Here is a 14,845-nt window from a genome sequence, read left to right on the forward strand (position 1 = left end):
TCGGCTAAACATGCGTAACTCAGTTAAAATTCTAATACTTAAAATAATCACTCATTGTGCTGCACTTCTGCCCGCGGTACTAATGTATTATTTTGCTATTTTGGATCAACTTGGTAGCGATCCGGTAGAAGAAATTATTCATTTTACCGGTATCAGTGCGTTAAATTTATTATTAATCACCTTGTTGATATCCCCTGTTGCCAAATACTTTAAACAAGGCTGGTTGTTAAATGTTCGACGACTATTAGGACTATATGCGTTCTTTTATGCATGTTTGCATATGCTCAGCTTTTTGTTTTTTGAATTGCAGTTCGATTTCAGCCTATTTATTGATGAGATAATTGAACGCCCTTATATCACTGTTGGTATGTGTGCTTATGCCATTATTACAATGTTGGCATTTACTTCCTGGGGTAAAATACGAAAAGTCTTGGGTAAGAAATGGCAAACACTGCACAACTATAATTACTTGTTAGTTACCTTAGTGTGTATTCATTTTTATTGGTCGGTTAAATCTGAAATTATTGAACCTAGCCTTTATTTTGTTATGCTCTTTATATTGCTGTACCAACGTAAAGATAAATTCAGACGTTGGTTTAACAAATAAAATATATCCATTCTATTAAGTTTAAAATAAATGACCGATATCGCAGAAGAGTTCCACCTTAAAATAACTAACTTAAACAACTCTGTTGTCGAGTTGTTAGCAAGTGCTGCTTGCTTGTCAAAACAAGAGATAAAACAGGCAATGCAAAAGGGCTGCGTTTGGTTACAAAGAGGCTCAAACACCATGCGCTTGCGCCGCGCCAAAAAAGAGTTAAAAACAGGTGACATTGTGCATATGTATTACAACCCAAGCGTATTAAAGCAAGTGGTTGCGGATGCAATATTGCTAGACGATCAACAAGCATACAGTGTTTGGTACAAGCCTTATGGCATGCTATGTCAGGGTTCTAAGTGGAGTGATCATAACACCATTAATCGCTTTGCTGAAAATCACTTACAACCGCAGCGACCGGCGTTTATTGTTCATCGATTAGACCGGGCCACCTCTGGCTTGATTGTTATTGCTCATACCAAAGCTGCAGTTCGAGAGTTAACGAAAGCATTCGAACAACGCAATACCAGTAAAACCTATCAAGCAATTGTACATGGCAATCTCTCATTACTTGTTCAACCAAAAAACATAAATACCGACATTGATGGCAAAGGCGCTATAAGCCATGTTACTTGTATAGCCTATGACAGTGAAAGTGAGCGTTCGTTGGTGCAAGTTGCCATAGAGACGGGTCGTAAACATCAAATTAGAAAACACTTAGCCAGTATTGGTTTTCCTATTGTCGGCGATAGATTGCATGGCGAGGAAGAGGATAGACTAACAGGTAAAGATTTACAGTTGTGCGCGGTATATTTAAAAATTCCTTGTCCTAACAGCAATAACGACTGCAAGCAGAACAAGGAATATCATTTGCCAGATAGTTTTAAACTTAAACTTTAGCTAAAATTAACCACATTACCTAGCTTACTGTTTTTTAGCATGGTTAATGAGTTATCTAAGTCATTAATAATGTCTTCAGGGTTTTCTAAGCCAACTGAAATCCGAATCAAACTGTCACTTATACCCGCATCTAAACGTTCTTCCGGACTATAAGGTGAATGCGTCATTGACGCTGGATGTTGAATTAAAGATTCGGCATCACCTAAACTTACGGCAATAGAGAAAAGTTGCATTTGGTTAATGAACTGAGCGCCATCTGCTAAGTCGCCAGCAATTTCAAAGGCTATTACGCCACCGGCCGCGCTCATTTGTTTGCCAATAAACTTATGACCACTATGGCTTTTCAAACCCGGGTAATAAACACATTTCACCATAGGGTGCTGCTCTAAAAATTCTGCGACTTGTTGTGCGCTTTTGCAATGTCTTTCCATTCTAATTGGCAGCGTTTTCAAGCCACGAAGAATTAACCAAGCATCATGAGGGCTTATGGTTGCACCTATATCTTTAAGCACTGTGAGCTTAATATGTTGGATCATTTCACTTGTACCACAAACTATACCGGCAACTACATCACCATGACCATTTAAATACTTAGTGGCACTATGAATAACAATATCTATACCAAACTCAATTGGGCGCTGTAATATCGGTGTTAAAAACGTATTGTCGACGATAGAGATTAAATTATGCTGTTTTGCTACCCGGCCGATCATTTCAATATCTAATACGACCAAATTAGGATTAATCGGTGTTTCTAGGAACAACACTTTGGTATTTGGTTTAATCGCATTAACAATTTCAACTTCATCGCACATATCAACAAACGTTACTTCAATGCCGAAGCGGGTTAATTGATGCGCCATTAATGCATAACTACAACCATAGACAGCTTTTGATGAAATAAGATGATCGCCAGCGCTTAAATTTGCTAATAATGCCGCGGATACCGCACCCATGCCGGTAGCCGTTGCTGCAGCATCTTCCATACCTTCTAACGCAGCTACGCGTTGTTCAAATTGACGAGTTGTAGGATTTCCTAAACGGGTATAAATAAACCCATCTTGTTCACCGGCGAATCGCTGTGAGCCTTGCTCTGCATTATCAAAAATAAAAGTAGACGTTTGGTAAAGCGGTGTAGCTAAAGAGCCAAATTGCTCATCATTTATACGACCGGCGTGAATTGCTTGAGTGTCTATATGTGATTGTTTTTTCATTAATTTTCTCTATTTAATAATGTTTATAACAAGTAATAAGTTTGTTTTCTTATTTCCAATATAGACTGCAATTATCTTGCCTACTTTTATTAAAGTAATTAAATCAATGAGTTAACATGTTTTAATATGGTGTAATAAATACTTGTGTAATAAATGTATTACATAAGTGCTATACTTAGATGAACTTGAGAGTTAAAGCCTTTAAATTTAGGGTATACAGGTTGTAATAAATACATTACATTGTAATAAAGTTATTACAATGTTGTGGTGTGATATGAGAATAGAAATCGCTTCGTTAGACCGGGTTGGAATTACACAAGAGATCCTTGCTGTTTTTTCGGCCAAAGGCTGGAATTTATTAGCAATGGAAGTTAGCCAATATCATACCTATGTGCAGCTAAAAGATACGAATATACCACTTGCCATTATTGAACCTGAGCTGATTAAAATTTCCGGATTAAAAGCCATCCGTGAAATAGAATTACTGCCAGGAGAAAGAAAGTCACAGCAATTAGAAGTGTTACTCGCCAATATTCCTGAACCAATTATTGATATTGATAAAAACGGAATTATCTTAATGGTGAATAAGGCTGCAAGCATTGCACTTGATAGTAGCGCTGATCAGTTAATTGGTGATCCACTTAATAGCCATATAAAAGAAAAACTTCGGATTTATCTATCAGGTCAATCAACGACTCAAGAAATAACATTTGCCAATCAGCAATATTATGCCGATATTACGCCGGTAAAATCTGAAGAGTCGATCAATGGTGCAGTAATTGTATTGCGCAGTTTAGCAAATGTCGGGCGCCACCTTTCTCAATATCAACAAGGGCAAGTAGGCGGCTTTGACTCTATCATTGGCAATAGCGAGACTATTAAGCAAATTAAAAGCCAAACTAAGCGTTTTGCCAGCTTAGATTTACCGGTTTTAATAACCGGAGAAACCGGTACCGGTAAAGAGTTGTTAGCGAAGGCATTGCATGACAATGGTAATCGGTCTAGCAAACCCTTTTTAGCGATAAACTGTGCTGCTTTGCCGGAGCATTTACTTGAGTCTGAATTGTTTGGTTATGCTCCAGGTGCCTTTACTGGTGCGCAAAGTGGCGGTAAGCCAGGGCTGTTTGAACTTGCTAATGGTGGCAGCGTTTTTCTTGATGAAATTGCTGAAATGCCAATTTATCTGCAAGCAAAATTACTAAGATTTTTGCAAGATTTTCAAATTCGTCGCGTAGGCGGGGTAAAAGATAGAAAAGTTGATATTAGGATCATCAGTGCTAGCCATCAAAATATAGCCGAGCAGGTAAAAGAAAAACTATTTAGGGAAGATTTATACTATCGTTTGAACGTGTTGAATTTAGATTTACCGGCGTTAAATAAACGCAGCGATGATATTCCCTTGTTAGTAGAGCATTTCATTAATAATGCTGCTAAACAAGTCAATCAAGCAAACATTACTTTGAGCTCGCAAGCGCTCGAAAAAGTATGTGCTTATTCTTGGCCTGGTAATGTAAGACAGCTGCAAAATGTATTGTTTAGGCTTGCTGCTTTAGCTGAAAGTAATATTATTGAGGCGCAAGATATTGTCTTTGATGAGCAATTAGAAAATCAAAGAAATGAATTAGATATTGAAGATAGTAAGGTGCAAAACTGGCAACAAGCCCAGCAAAAATTTGAACAAGAGCTGCTAAACGCACTATATCCTTTATATCCATCTACGCGTAAGCTAGCCGACAGACTTCAGGTATCACATAATAAAATTGCGATGAAACTAAGGCAATACGAAATTAAATAACTGAAGCAAATTTGGCTTGGGTATGTGTTTTTTGTTATAGCTGAACTAATTATTGTTATTATCTTGTTATGATTAACTTCCTTAGAATCGATACAAGTTCTAAATAAATACCATGATAAATAAATGTACTTAAGCCTTTATTTAACTGCGAGGAATTATGACGATTAAAAATATTTCTACCTTTTCAAGATCGATGAAGCCGCTACTGGTTTCAAGTGTTGCGCTTGCCCTTACTGTTACCAACGTTGCATGTGCAGAGAAAGTGACCTCTAAAGAAATTAATATAAAAGATAAATGGGTTGCTCAGTCCGATAGTTTAAGTGTTGATAAAACACCGGTTGACCCTATTAAAGGCAGTTACGGATTAAATAAAAAAACCGGTGAGTTTACTCATCCGGTAGCGACTCGAGATAGTCATGATCGCAAACCGTTTGATGGTATTCTTGATTATTGGGACACCGAGCAATACATCAAAAATATGACCATAGAGGCGTATTATCCAATCACTGTTGAGCCATTTCATACTTGGCAAAATATTGTCGACTTTGATGGTCGCCGTTACCTATATCAATATGTTCGTCGCGATTTAAAAATATTCGATATTACCAACCCTAAAGAAGCCAAGCTGTTATTAACGCGTGGTCATACATGGGGCGCTAATGGTGCTGACGAAGTGGATCAAAACCCATATGACGAAACCGATATGTTCGGCGCAGCATCTATTCAATACAATGAAAAGCTTGGTAAGTATGTCATGGTACAAGCCTTTGAAGTACGCCGCTTTGGTTTATTGAAAAATAAACGTACTCAACCAGATAAAGTAGAGGCGATTCGTAAATCAAGCCATTTAAAAGGTTTTAAAGTTTACGAAATGAATGGTCCTATGCCAAAAGACTGGAAGTTAATCGCTGAACGAACTACGGATGTAGCACACCCTGATGCACCGTATGGTCAACAGCAAGGTTCAGGCGTTCGTGATCTCCCTGCTTATTTTGGGGGTGATACTATGTATGTCGCTGCGGCGCCCGATGCAAGTTACTCATTAACTGAATACCCAAATGATTTATATTCTGCCGGCTATCAGTCGTGGGATATGTCAGATCCAGCCAATCCTAAATTTTTAGATCAATTAACTGTACCTGGGCAAATTGCTTTTGATCCTGTTCATGAAGCGGCTTTTAAAGAAAACCCACGAGCGGGTAATCGTACTTCCTGGATGGGGGCTCGCATGTCATTGTTTATCCCAACGCCAGTAGAGGATGGTGGTAAGTATGGTTATGCTGCTATGGGGGGATTAGGTTTTTATGTGGTCGACATTACCGACAGTAAAAATTTAAAAGTCGTTAGCCATCTGAATTTCGCACCAAGTGTTGCTGGTACGGAAGGTGACTTTATTGATATTTCGCAAGTAGAGAAAACAGGTATTGTTTATTTTAGTGGGTACCCGTTAAATGAAGATTGTTGGGAACCGTACAAAGATGTGCACATGATTGATGTTAGTGATCCAACGACACCAGTTAAAATTGGTGTATTGCCTCGCCCTAAGCCTCCAGCAGATGCTAAATTTGCCGATTTTTGTCAGCGCCGCGGTAGCTTCGGACCAAAACGCACTGGTTATTACACTCAACCAGGCACGCCTAAAGATAACATTTTGCCGTTCAACTTCTATAATGCCGGTTTGCAAGTATTTGACGTTAGTGATTTAAAAAATCCTGAAATTACCGCTTATTTTGTGCCACCATTTAATACTGAACGTGTGGTTGAATATGCCCGTGGCAACTTATCGCACAGTGTATATGTTGAATACGATAGAAACTTGTTTTGGCTATTTACCAATCACGGTATCTATGTATTATCGAGCCCTGTATTAGGTGAGCCTAGCTTTTCAGCACCGACTACGCCTTGGCCTGTTCAACCTGCGAAGAAATAGTAGCTCAATAAAGTAGCACTTATAAGCCTTAGAGCTATGCTCTGAGGCTTTTTTCATTTAAGCCAACAAAATAGCCTAGTTATAATTAATTTATTATAGTTGTATGGTGTATTGTTATTTTTAAGTTATTACAAATGCCTATATGATGATTTTAATAACAAACATATATAAAGAGCTTGGAATTAGGTTTTCTGCCAGGAACAGGTGGCAGAGCAAGTAAATACTCCTATTACCAATACCACCGTATCTATAGCTGTGAGACAAACATGCAAAAAATTACCAGAGAAGATTGTATTCAATTAGATAGCCAAGACACCTTAGCTGATTTTCGTAATGAATTTAATTTACCAGAACATGACATTTACATGTGTGGTAATTCATTAGGAGCAATGCCGAAAAAAGCCATGGCAAAAGTAGAACAAGTGATGTTGGACCAATGGGGCACTAGCTTAATTAAAAGTTGGAATATTCATGGTTGGTTTACCTTAAGCCAAACTATTGGTGACCAATTGGCTACGACTATTGGCGCAAACGCAGGCGAGGTTGTGGTTACTGATGCTACCGGTATAAATGTTTTTAAAGTGATCGCTGCGGCTTTAACGCTTAATCCAGAGCGTAAAAAAATTGTAATGGAAGGCAGCAACTTCCCAACGGATAACTATACTGCGCAAGGTTTAGTTAAATTACTAGGCAATAAGCATGAAATTGTATTTGCTGAAACTGAGCAAGGCATTTTAGATGCCATTGATGACTCTGTTGCTGTCGTTTGTTTAACACAAGTACATTATAAGTCGGGTCGTTTGCTTGATATGAAATCTATCACTGAAAAAACTCAGCAGTGTGGCGCTATTTCAGTGTGGGATTTATGTCACAGCGGTGGTGCCTTACCGGTTGATCTTAATGGCTGCAACGTTGATTTTGCTATTGGTTGTACCTACAAATACTACAATGGCGGACCTGGCAGCCCAGCTTTTGTATTCTGTGCAAAACGTCATCAAGGTAAAGCTTTACAGCCATTAACCGGTTGGTATTCACATGCTGCACCATTTGCCTTCGAGCAGGATTATCGTCCAGCGGATAACATCAATCAAATGCTTTCTGGCACGCAAGGGATTTTAAGCCTTGCGGTATCTGAAATCGGCATTGATATTACCTCTCGCGCCGATATGAACGAAGTTCGCAATAAATCATTAAATTTATCTGATTTATTCATGCAATTAGTCGAGCAAGAATGTGCTGAATTTAACTTTGAGTTGATCACGCCAAAAGAGCGAGCTCGTCGAGGTAGCCAGGTAGCAATGAGTCATGAAAATGGTTATGCCATTATGCAGTGTTTGATTGCACAAGGTGTAATGGGAGACTTTAGAGCCCCTGATACACTAAGGTTTGGCCTAACGCCATTATATTTACGTTTCGTTGATATTTGGGATGCGGTGGCAAAGTTAAAAGATATAATGCAACAAGGCACTTGGCAGGAAGCCGTATATAATCAAAAACATGCTGTGACCTAATAGTCATCATTATCCTGATAAGCAGTAAAATAATAACGAGGTAATAAATGAGTATTTCAGCCACAAAAGCGGTGACTTGGTCATCAAAATCTAGTTTTCTCTTAGCGACAATTGGCATCGCCGTTGGCTTAGGAAATATCTGGCGTTTTCCTTATGTGGTTGGTACTAATGGTGGGGCAGCGTTTGTCTTAGTATATGTTTTAACGTTGTTGTGTTTTGCCGCGCCGATCATGATCGCTGAATTGATGATCGGCAGACAAGGCCAAAAAGACCCATTCACTAGTGTTAAAGAGCTAAGTGACAAAAATGGCGGCAGTAAAAACTGGCAGCTTATTGGTTGGTTAAGCTTACTTATCCCGTTTATAGCGTTGTCTTATTACAGCGTTGTTGCTGGCTGGACGGTAGATTACACTTGGCAGTCATTGTTAAACCGTTTTGAAGATATTGATAATGCCGGCTCGAAGCAGCACTTCCAAGCACTTGCTGGCTCTCCAACTCAAAGTATTGCTTTATTCCTTGGTTTTATCGCCTTTACTATGTTCATCATTTCCAAAGGTTTAAAAGAGGGTCTAGAGAAAAGCGTTAAACTGTTAATGCCAATGCTATTCGTTATCTTAGTATTTTTGGTTATTTATGCTGCTATTGCTGGCGATTTCGCCAAAGGATTTGCTTACTTGTTTTCACCCGATTTATCTAAGATCAATGCCGATGTGGTCTTAGCTGCAATGGGGCAAGCATTTTTCTCCTTAGGAGTAGGTGCCGGTAGCGTTATGGCATATGGCGGCTATTTATCAAAAGATATTTCTATTCCAAAATCTGTGCTAACAGTTGCCTTTGCTGACACCTTGGTGGCTCTATTAGCCGGTCTTGCTATATTCCCATTTGTGTTTGCGTTTGATTTAACTCCTTCAAGCGGACCCGGTCTAATTTTTGAAACACTACCAATAGCGTTTGGGCAATTACCTGGAGGGCAATGGGTTGGCTTGTTATTCTTCTTCTTATTAGCTGGCGCAGCGCTTACCACTGCGCTCTCTATGCTTGAGTGTTTAGTACGCTTCCTAGCTGATAGGTATCAATTAACTCGAGTTAAAGCGACATGCATTGCCGGCTCTGCCAGTGCAGTGTTAGGTTTAGGTGCAGCGCTGTCTTTTAATGTGCTTGCAGATTTCAAACCACTAGGCTTTATAGACTTTTTTAGTGGGAAAACATTTTTTGATTTAATGGATTACTCTGTGGCTAATATTATGATCCCGTTCAATGCGTTATTAATTGTATTGTTCTGTGGTTGGGTAATGACCAAAAAGGTTGTGCAAGCAGAGTTTTCAGAGCAACAGTCTGTTTGGTTTAAGCCTTGGTTAACACTCATTCGATTTATTGCCCCAATCGGCGTTATTGCCGTGTTAATTATTGGCTTGTAAAACAACTCAACGTTCTTAAATAGGCAGCTATAGCTGCCTATTTTTTCTTCATGAATGAAGGAATGTCCAATGGCCATGGATGGCATAAAATTGACTCATTCAAACTCGCAAAATTCCTCGACTAATTTGAATAAATTAGTTTCGAAATTGGGAACAAAATATTAACATGAGTTAATAATAATAAAATTCCAATGACTCCAGAGTTTATAATTCTTACAATTATTCGTCGTTATATTTATTTGTTCTTATAACTATATGAATTTAATTAATAAATATTAATTTATTGGTTGCCTGGCGGATGTTTTAGCTATATATAAAAATATATACCAGGCCAGGAATAAATTATTTTTATTATATGTTTGACTCCTTTAATGTGGTTACAGATGAGTAAAAACATAATAACAACTCATTAATAAGATAAATTCATTCAGAAAAATTATAAAAGATAATTCCCTGACACTAGGGTGGAGAACAGAAGATGAGTATGCAACATAATTCAAAGGTTAAAACCATGCGAAATCCAATAGCTATGAGTGTAGCTCTTGCAATAGGTTTAACTAACCTGTCTGCTTTTGCTGAAGAAGAGACAGCAAGCGCTGAAGTAGATGAGTTAACAATTGAGCATGTAACTGTTACTGCTCGTCATAAAGTTGAAAGCTTACAAACAACGCCAATTGCAGTTTCTGCTTTTGGTGCTGATCAAATTAAAGAAGAACGCATTAACGGCTTAGAAGATATCTCAAGCCGTGTTCCTGGTTTTCAAATGAATGCCTATAACTCGGCTGAGCCTGAGTTATTTATGCGTGGTATTGGTAGCGATATTGAAAGTGCCGGCGCCGCTGCTGCAATCGGTATGTATATTGATGGCGTATATATTTCACGCGGTACCAGTGCCGTTATGGATTTATATGACCTACAAAGCGTTGAGGTACTTCGTGGACCACAAGGTACGTTATACGGTAAAAACGTTGTTGGTGGTGCCGTTAACTTTATCACTAAACGTCCTGTCGATGGTGACATGGAAGGTAGTGCTGAAGTAACCGCAGGTGACTATGGCCTAATGGAAGCAAAAGGTTTTGTTACTGGTGCTATCTCAGATAGCGTAGCAGGTAAAATTTCTGTCGTGTCAAAAACACGTGATGGCTATGGGAAAAACACCCACACAGGCAATGATGCCGATGTTGCTGAAAGCACCTCTGTTCGTGGTCAGTTATTATATACAGCAAGTGACGATTTAGAAATCCTTGTTACTGCTGCATCAAGCACTGCTGACGGCGTACCGAAAATTAAACATATTGGTTACAGCGCAGGTCGTAACGAAGCATTCATTAGTGATGATCCACGTGAAGATTTAAGCAGTGTTGATAATGATGAAGAATCAGACAGCACTACTTTTGCTGTGCAAGTTGATTGGACCACTGGAATTGGCCAGTTAACTTCGATCACTGCATATCGAGATAATGATTACAGCATTTATGAAAATGCAGCTGCGGGTCTCGTTGACTCAACACAGAAATTTGAATGGTGTGGCGATTGGAGTACTGGCGATGTTTTCCCTTGTGAAGATAACACCGTTGAAAATCAAGAAGACTTAGCGTTGATTCAGCCTGATGATGAATGGTTGTCGTTAAAAGAAGAGCAATCTGAACAATTTTCACAAGAGTTTCGTTTAGCTGACGTAAGTAACGGACCATTAGGTTGGTTAGTTGGTGTGTTTTACATGACTGAAGACATTGACCGAAATGAGGCGGTAGATTACTGGTTTGATACTCAGTGGGGTACAACAACAGGTAATATATATAACACTACGATAAATGACACCACAAGCTATGCTGTTTTTGGTCAAGCAAGTTATGAATTAACCGACAAGTTATCTGTTACTGGTGGTTTACGTTGGTCACGTGATGAAAAAGACTTTTCAGGTACCGCCGGTGGTAAACGATTTGATAACTGTTGTGGTCATCACATTGACCTTGATGGTAACTGGGTATTTGACGAATATGCTTTTGAGACAGATGATTCATGGGAAGAGTGGACACCTAGTTTCAATATAGATTATCAAGCAACAGATGATACGTTCTTATACGCATCAGTAGCTAAAGGTTATAAAGCTGGTGGCTTTAACGGCGAAGGCATGGAGAAAGCTGAAGAAGCTATTATAGCTTTTGACCCTGAAACTGCTTGGAACTATGAAGTAGGCTTTAAAACTCGCAGCTTTGCCGACAGACTACAAGTAAACGGTGCATTGTTCTTTACTGAATATACCGATATTCAAACAACAGTTTGGGTTGAAACAGGTGAAACCACGCCTGACAATTTACAAGTATTTAACGGTACTGGTGAAGTATCCGGTTTAGAACTTGAAGTTGTTGCCCTAGTAACAGAAGGCTTAAAAATAAGTGGCAGCTATGGCTTTATTGATTCAGAATTTACTGAAGATTTCGAAGTAGATGGTGAAAACCTTAAAGGCAATAAAATGCGCCGTACACCTGAAAATACGTTCAGCTTAAATGCTGTGTATGAGTGGGGCATGGGCGACTTTGCAGAAGCAAGTATCAGTGTTAGTTACCAATATCAAGATGAATACTTCTTCGATAACTCGAATGACCCACTTACACAAGTGGATTCAGAAACTAACGTTGATGCAGTATTTATGTTACGTAGCTGGGAAGACACTTGGTCAGTGCAAGTTTGGGCGAAAAACCTTACGGATGAGCTAAATGTTGCATCTACCACAGTTTATGCAGCTATGGATGATACAGTTTATAACTCATACAAAGCACCTAAAACAGTTGGTGTAACCTTTGGCTATAACTTTTAATTAAGCTACTCCCAAGTATTAATTAAGCATTTAAATTTGGCCCTATTAACGCTCGTTAGTAGGGCTTTATTAATTCACGGATGAATTAACTTAGCATTGCCATGGATGACTTAAATTCTGTTATTTCAAGGAACATGTCATGAAAATATTTTCGAAACTCGGTAGTATCAAAATAGCATTGCTGTCATTAGCATTAGTATTTTCTACCCCTCAAGCATTCGCTGTTGCCGATCAAAGCGCAATATATACAATAACCGTTTGGAAAATTCACCCTGGCAAACACGTTGAATTCATTAAATACATGAAAGAATGGGAAGAAGTATTTAAAGAGATTAACGAGCCGCCAATGAAGTGGTACCGTAAAATATCTGGTGACAGTTATGACTTTGTCAGCATTAGCCCACCATTTAATTATGAAACTGAAAAAGCTATGGAAGCAGCCGGCAAAAAGCGCGGTTTGCCAATAGGGTATAACTATACATTAAAGCTTAATGAATTTGCCGACGCATACACCAGCACTATTGTTGAGGGACCACAGTCGATGGCTGATTTACTCAACCAAATTGAATAGCTGATTTTCAGCAGTCACAATTTACCAATAAGAAATCAACAATATAATAGAAAAATGACATTCCCGCGCAAGCGGGAATTCATTAGTTAGGCAGATTGTGCCAACCATCTACTGTCACAAAAATAGAAATAACACGCTGCCTTCCCGATGAAAACCAGGATCTCCTGAAGATTACTGATTATAGAAAAGTCGAATACACAACTCAAACACCACTACCTCAAAAGAACTGAGAGTCAACAGCGGATATCACAACGTATTTTACCTTACACTGGATAGTTTGTGTCGAATTCGCCTCATTTATTTTCATCAACTAAACTTAAGTTTTGCATTATTTAGTGAGGTCTAAAATGGCTAAGCACAATATTTCACGTCGATACTTTTTAAGCGCATCAGCAGCCGTGGCGTCATTATTTTCCACGAGCCTAATTGCTAAAGAAATTCAACCTACAGCTAAACAACAAGAGGGGCCTTTCTTTCCCAAGCATAAGCAAGCTGATAAAAATGCAAATATGAATCAAGTTGATGGCAATAACGGGCATGCCAAGGGAGAAGTGATCACTATATTAGGAAGGATCACTGATACTGAAGGTTCACCAGTTGTTGGGGCTATAATTGATATTTGGCAAGCCGATAAAAATGGCAGATACTTGCATGATGACGCTCCTAAGTCCTCGCCGATTGATCCCAATTTTCAGTATTGGGCTCAATTAAAAACCGATTCGGATGGAACGTATAGTGTAAAAACAATTAAACCGGGCAAATACCCCGCAATGGGAAATTGGGTGAGACCACCACATATTCATTTTAAAATTGCGCGTAGGGGATTGAGAGAACTTACCACACAAATGTATTTTGCCAATGAATCTCTAAATGAAATTGACAAGCTCTACTTAGAAACCCCCGAAAAACAACGAGCTTCTATTGTTGTAGATTTCAAAGAAGGCAAAGGGTTATTTAATATTATTTTGGAAAAGGTCTGAAGTTATTTTCTAATAAAAATATTTAATATTAATAGTTGGTTAAATCATTCGCAGCTAGGGTTTATGAATTAGAAACAATCTTACCTTTCAGTAAAATAAAAAAGGCAAAGGTCATAACTATTTTGCTCATATATTAATTAGTTCGCTTATTTTGAAATAGGCAAGGATTCATCTGATCCCCATTCTGCCCAAGAACCATCGTACAAACTGACGTTATTAAAATCAGCAATAATCGCCGCAACGAGTACTATGCAAGCAGTAATACCTGAGCCACAGGAGAAAATAATAGCAGAGTCACTACTACATCCAAGTTTCTCAAAGAGACCTTTAAGATCATCTGCTGCTTTATACTGAGTTGACTCTAAAACCAAACCAAATGGCAAATTTTTTGATTTTGGAATATGACCAGATCTAACACCTGCTCGTGGTTCAGCTACGACACCTAAAAACCTTTGTTCTGCACGTACGTCAATCACTATCGAGTTTTCTGTTTCAATATTCAAGAGCAACATGTCACTGGTGGTAATAGCTGCTGTATTACAATCTAGCTCACTATTTAAATCGCCGAAGTCTTGGGGTAATAAATGGTGTTTATCATCTATTGGACGTCCTTCTGCTATCCATTTCGGTAAGCCACCATCAAGAATAAAGACGTTCTCAAACCCCAACGATATAAATATCCACCATGCCCGTGGAGCCGAATAAATACCTTGGTCATCGTAAAGGATCAAAGTGCTTTGTAAGTTGAAACCAAGTTGTACTGAAAGTCTCTGAACTTGCTCTCCTGACGGGAAAGTATGAATTGCACTAGAATTTAAATCAGATAAGTCATTCTCAATGCTAACTTTATAGCTATTTGGGATGGTAAACAACTGCTCATAGATTATTGGCTGCTTACCAATTACCTTTGACATACTTACATCAAGGATGAATAGATCGCAGCACTCCAAATGAGAGTTAAGCCAATCTGTAGAAACGAGAGGGGAATTCATATTGTCTCCTTGTTAACTAACAATTTATTATAATTCAAATTACGTAAAAGCCCTAGCGCCAGTGGTTTTACGTAATTATCACATGCTGAGTGCTAGTGATATGTAGTCACCCCAT

11 protein-coding genes are annotated in these 14,845 nt (G+C 38.7%); 9 read left to right on the top strand and 2 right to left on the bottom strand.

From position 1 onward, the window contains the following. Positions 1-10: 10 nt before the first annotated feature. Positions 11-607 carry a protein-methionine-sulfoxide reductase heme-binding subunit MsrQ gene (msrQ, locus tag RI844_RS19180; RefSeq protein ID WP_348396245.1) on the top strand — a complete coding sequence of 199 codons (597 nt, stop codon included), beginning with the start codon at positions 11-13 and terminating at the stop codon, positions 605-607. 30 nt (positions 608-637) lie between these two features. Next, positions 638-1,498 (top strand): pseudouridine synthase family protein, encoded by an 861-nt coding sequence (locus RI844_RS19185; protein WP_348396246.1) that lies wholly within the window; start codon positions 638-640, stop codon positions 1,496-1,498. On the opposite strand, the gene megL is transcribed toward RI844_RS19185, so the two are convergent. After that, positions 1,495-2,712 carry a methionine gamma-lyase gene (megL, locus tag RI844_RS19190; RefSeq protein ID WP_348396247.1) on the bottom strand — a complete coding sequence of 406 codons (1,218 nt, stop codon included), beginning with the start codon at positions 2,710-2,712 and terminating at the stop codon, positions 1,495-1,497. The two genes, RI844_RS19185 and megL, sit on opposite strands and share 4 nt — an antisense overlap. Positions 2,713-2,986: 274 nt before the next feature. Between megL and RI844_RS19195 the strand changes: the two genes are divergently transcribed. From RI844_RS19195 to RI844_RS19225, 7 genes are all read left to right on the top strand, one after another. After that, entirely contained in the window at positions 2,987-4,507 is a 1,521-nt protein-coding gene (locus tag RI844_RS19195) for a sigma 54-interacting transcriptional regulator (RefSeq protein ID WP_348396248.1), read from the top strand. 157 nt (positions 4,508-4,664) lie between these two features. After that, positions 4,665-6,437: an LVIVD repeat-containing protein gene (locus RI844_RS19200; protein WP_348396249.1), complete on the top strand. Its 1,773-nt coding sequence runs from the start codon at positions 4,665-4,667 to the stop codon at positions 6,435-6,437. Between the two features lie 266 nt (positions 6,438-6,703). Further along, complete coding sequence (gene kynU, locus RI844_RS19205; RefSeq protein WP_348396250.1) at positions 6,704-7,948, top strand: kynureninase; 1,245 nt, start codon at positions 6,704-6,706, stop codon at positions 7,946-7,948. Between the two features lie 47 nt (positions 7,949-7,995). Further along, positions 7,996-9,366 (top strand): sodium-dependent transporter, encoded by a 1,371-nt coding sequence (locus RI844_RS19210; protein ID WP_348396251.1) that lies wholly within the window; start codon positions 7,996-7,998, stop codon positions 9,364-9,366. Positions 9,367-9,844: 478 nt separating this feature from the next. Then, positions 9,845-12,187 (top strand): TonB-dependent receptor, encoded by a 2,343-nt coding sequence (locus RI844_RS19215; protein WP_348396252.1) that lies wholly within the window; start codon positions 9,845-9,847, stop codon positions 12,185-12,187. A 139-nt stretch (positions 12,188-12,326) separates the two neighbouring features. Continuing rightward, on the top strand, positions 12,327-12,758 hold the full coding sequence (locus RI844_RS19220; protein ID WP_348396253.1) for a hypothetical protein: 432 nt from the start codon (positions 12,327-12,329) through the stop codon (positions 12,756-12,758). Between the two features lie 347 nt (positions 12,759-13,105). Next, positions 13,106-13,738 carry a protocatechuate 3,4-dioxygenase gene (locus tag RI844_RS19225; protein ID WP_348396254.1) on the top strand — a complete coding sequence of 211 codons (633 nt, stop codon included), beginning with the start codon at positions 13,106-13,108 and terminating at the stop codon, positions 13,736-13,738. A 146-nt stretch (positions 13,739-13,884) separates the two neighbouring features. Here the strand turns inward: RI844_RS19225 and RI844_RS19230 are convergent, their stop codons facing one another. Then, positions 13,885-14,730: a sulfurtransferase gene (locus RI844_RS19230; protein ID WP_348396255.1), complete on the bottom strand. Its 846-nt coding sequence runs from the start codon at positions 14,728-14,730 to the stop codon at positions 13,885-13,887. Positions 14,731-14,845 lie beyond the last annotated feature (115 nt).

Origin of the sequence: Thalassotalea fonticola, from assembly GCF_032911225.1 — a bacterium.
GTDB classification, from domain to species: domain Bacteria; phylum Pseudomonadota; class Gammaproteobacteria; order Enterobacterales; family Alteromonadaceae; genus Thalassotalea_A; species Thalassotalea_A fonticola.

What these genes read in the sequence shown, in the direction of transcription:
- megL (WP_348396247.1), bottom strand. Translation starts at nt 2,712, where the DNA reads ATGAAAAAACAATCACATATAGACACTCAAGCAATTCACGCCGGTCGT.
- RI844_RS19200 (WP_348396249.1), top strand. Translation starts at nt 4,665, where the DNA reads ATGACGATTAAAAATATTTCTACCTTTTCAAGATCGATGAAGCCGCTA.
- RI844_RS19215 (WP_348396252.1), top strand. Translation starts at nt 9,845, where the DNA reads ATGAGTATGCAACATAATTCAAAGGTTAAAACCATGCGAAATCCAATA.
- RI844_RS19185 (WP_348396246.1), top strand. Translation starts at nt 638, where the DNA reads ATGACCGATATCGCAGAAGAGTTCCACCTTAAAATAACTAACTTAAAC.
- kynU (WP_348396250.1), top strand. Translation starts at nt 6,704, where the DNA reads ATGCAAAAAATTACCAGAGAAGATTGTATTCAATTAGATAGCCAAGAC.
- RI844_RS19195 (WP_348396248.1), top strand. Translation starts at nt 2,987, where the DNA reads ATGAGAATAGAAATCGCTTCGTTAGACCGGGTTGGAATTACACAAGAG.
- RI844_RS19210 (WP_348396251.1), top strand. Translation starts at nt 7,996, where the DNA reads ATGAGTATTTCAGCCACAAAAGCGGTGACTTGGTCATCAAAATCTAGT.
- RI844_RS19220 (WP_348396253.1), top strand. Translation starts at nt 12,327, where the DNA reads ATGAAAATATTTTCGAAACTCGGTAGTATCAAAATAGCATTGCTGTCA.
- RI844_RS19230 (WP_348396255.1), bottom strand. Translation starts at nt 14,730, where the DNA reads ATGAATTCCCCTCTCGTTTCTACAGATTGGCTTAACTCTCATTTGGAG.
- RI844_RS19225 (WP_348396254.1), top strand. Translation starts at nt 13,106, where the DNA reads ATGGCTAAGCACAATATTTCACGTCGATACTTTTTAAGCGCATCAGCA.
- msrQ (WP_348396245.1), top strand. Translation starts at nt 11, where the DNA reads ATGCGTAACTCAGTTAAAATTCTAATACTTAAAATAATCACTCATTGT.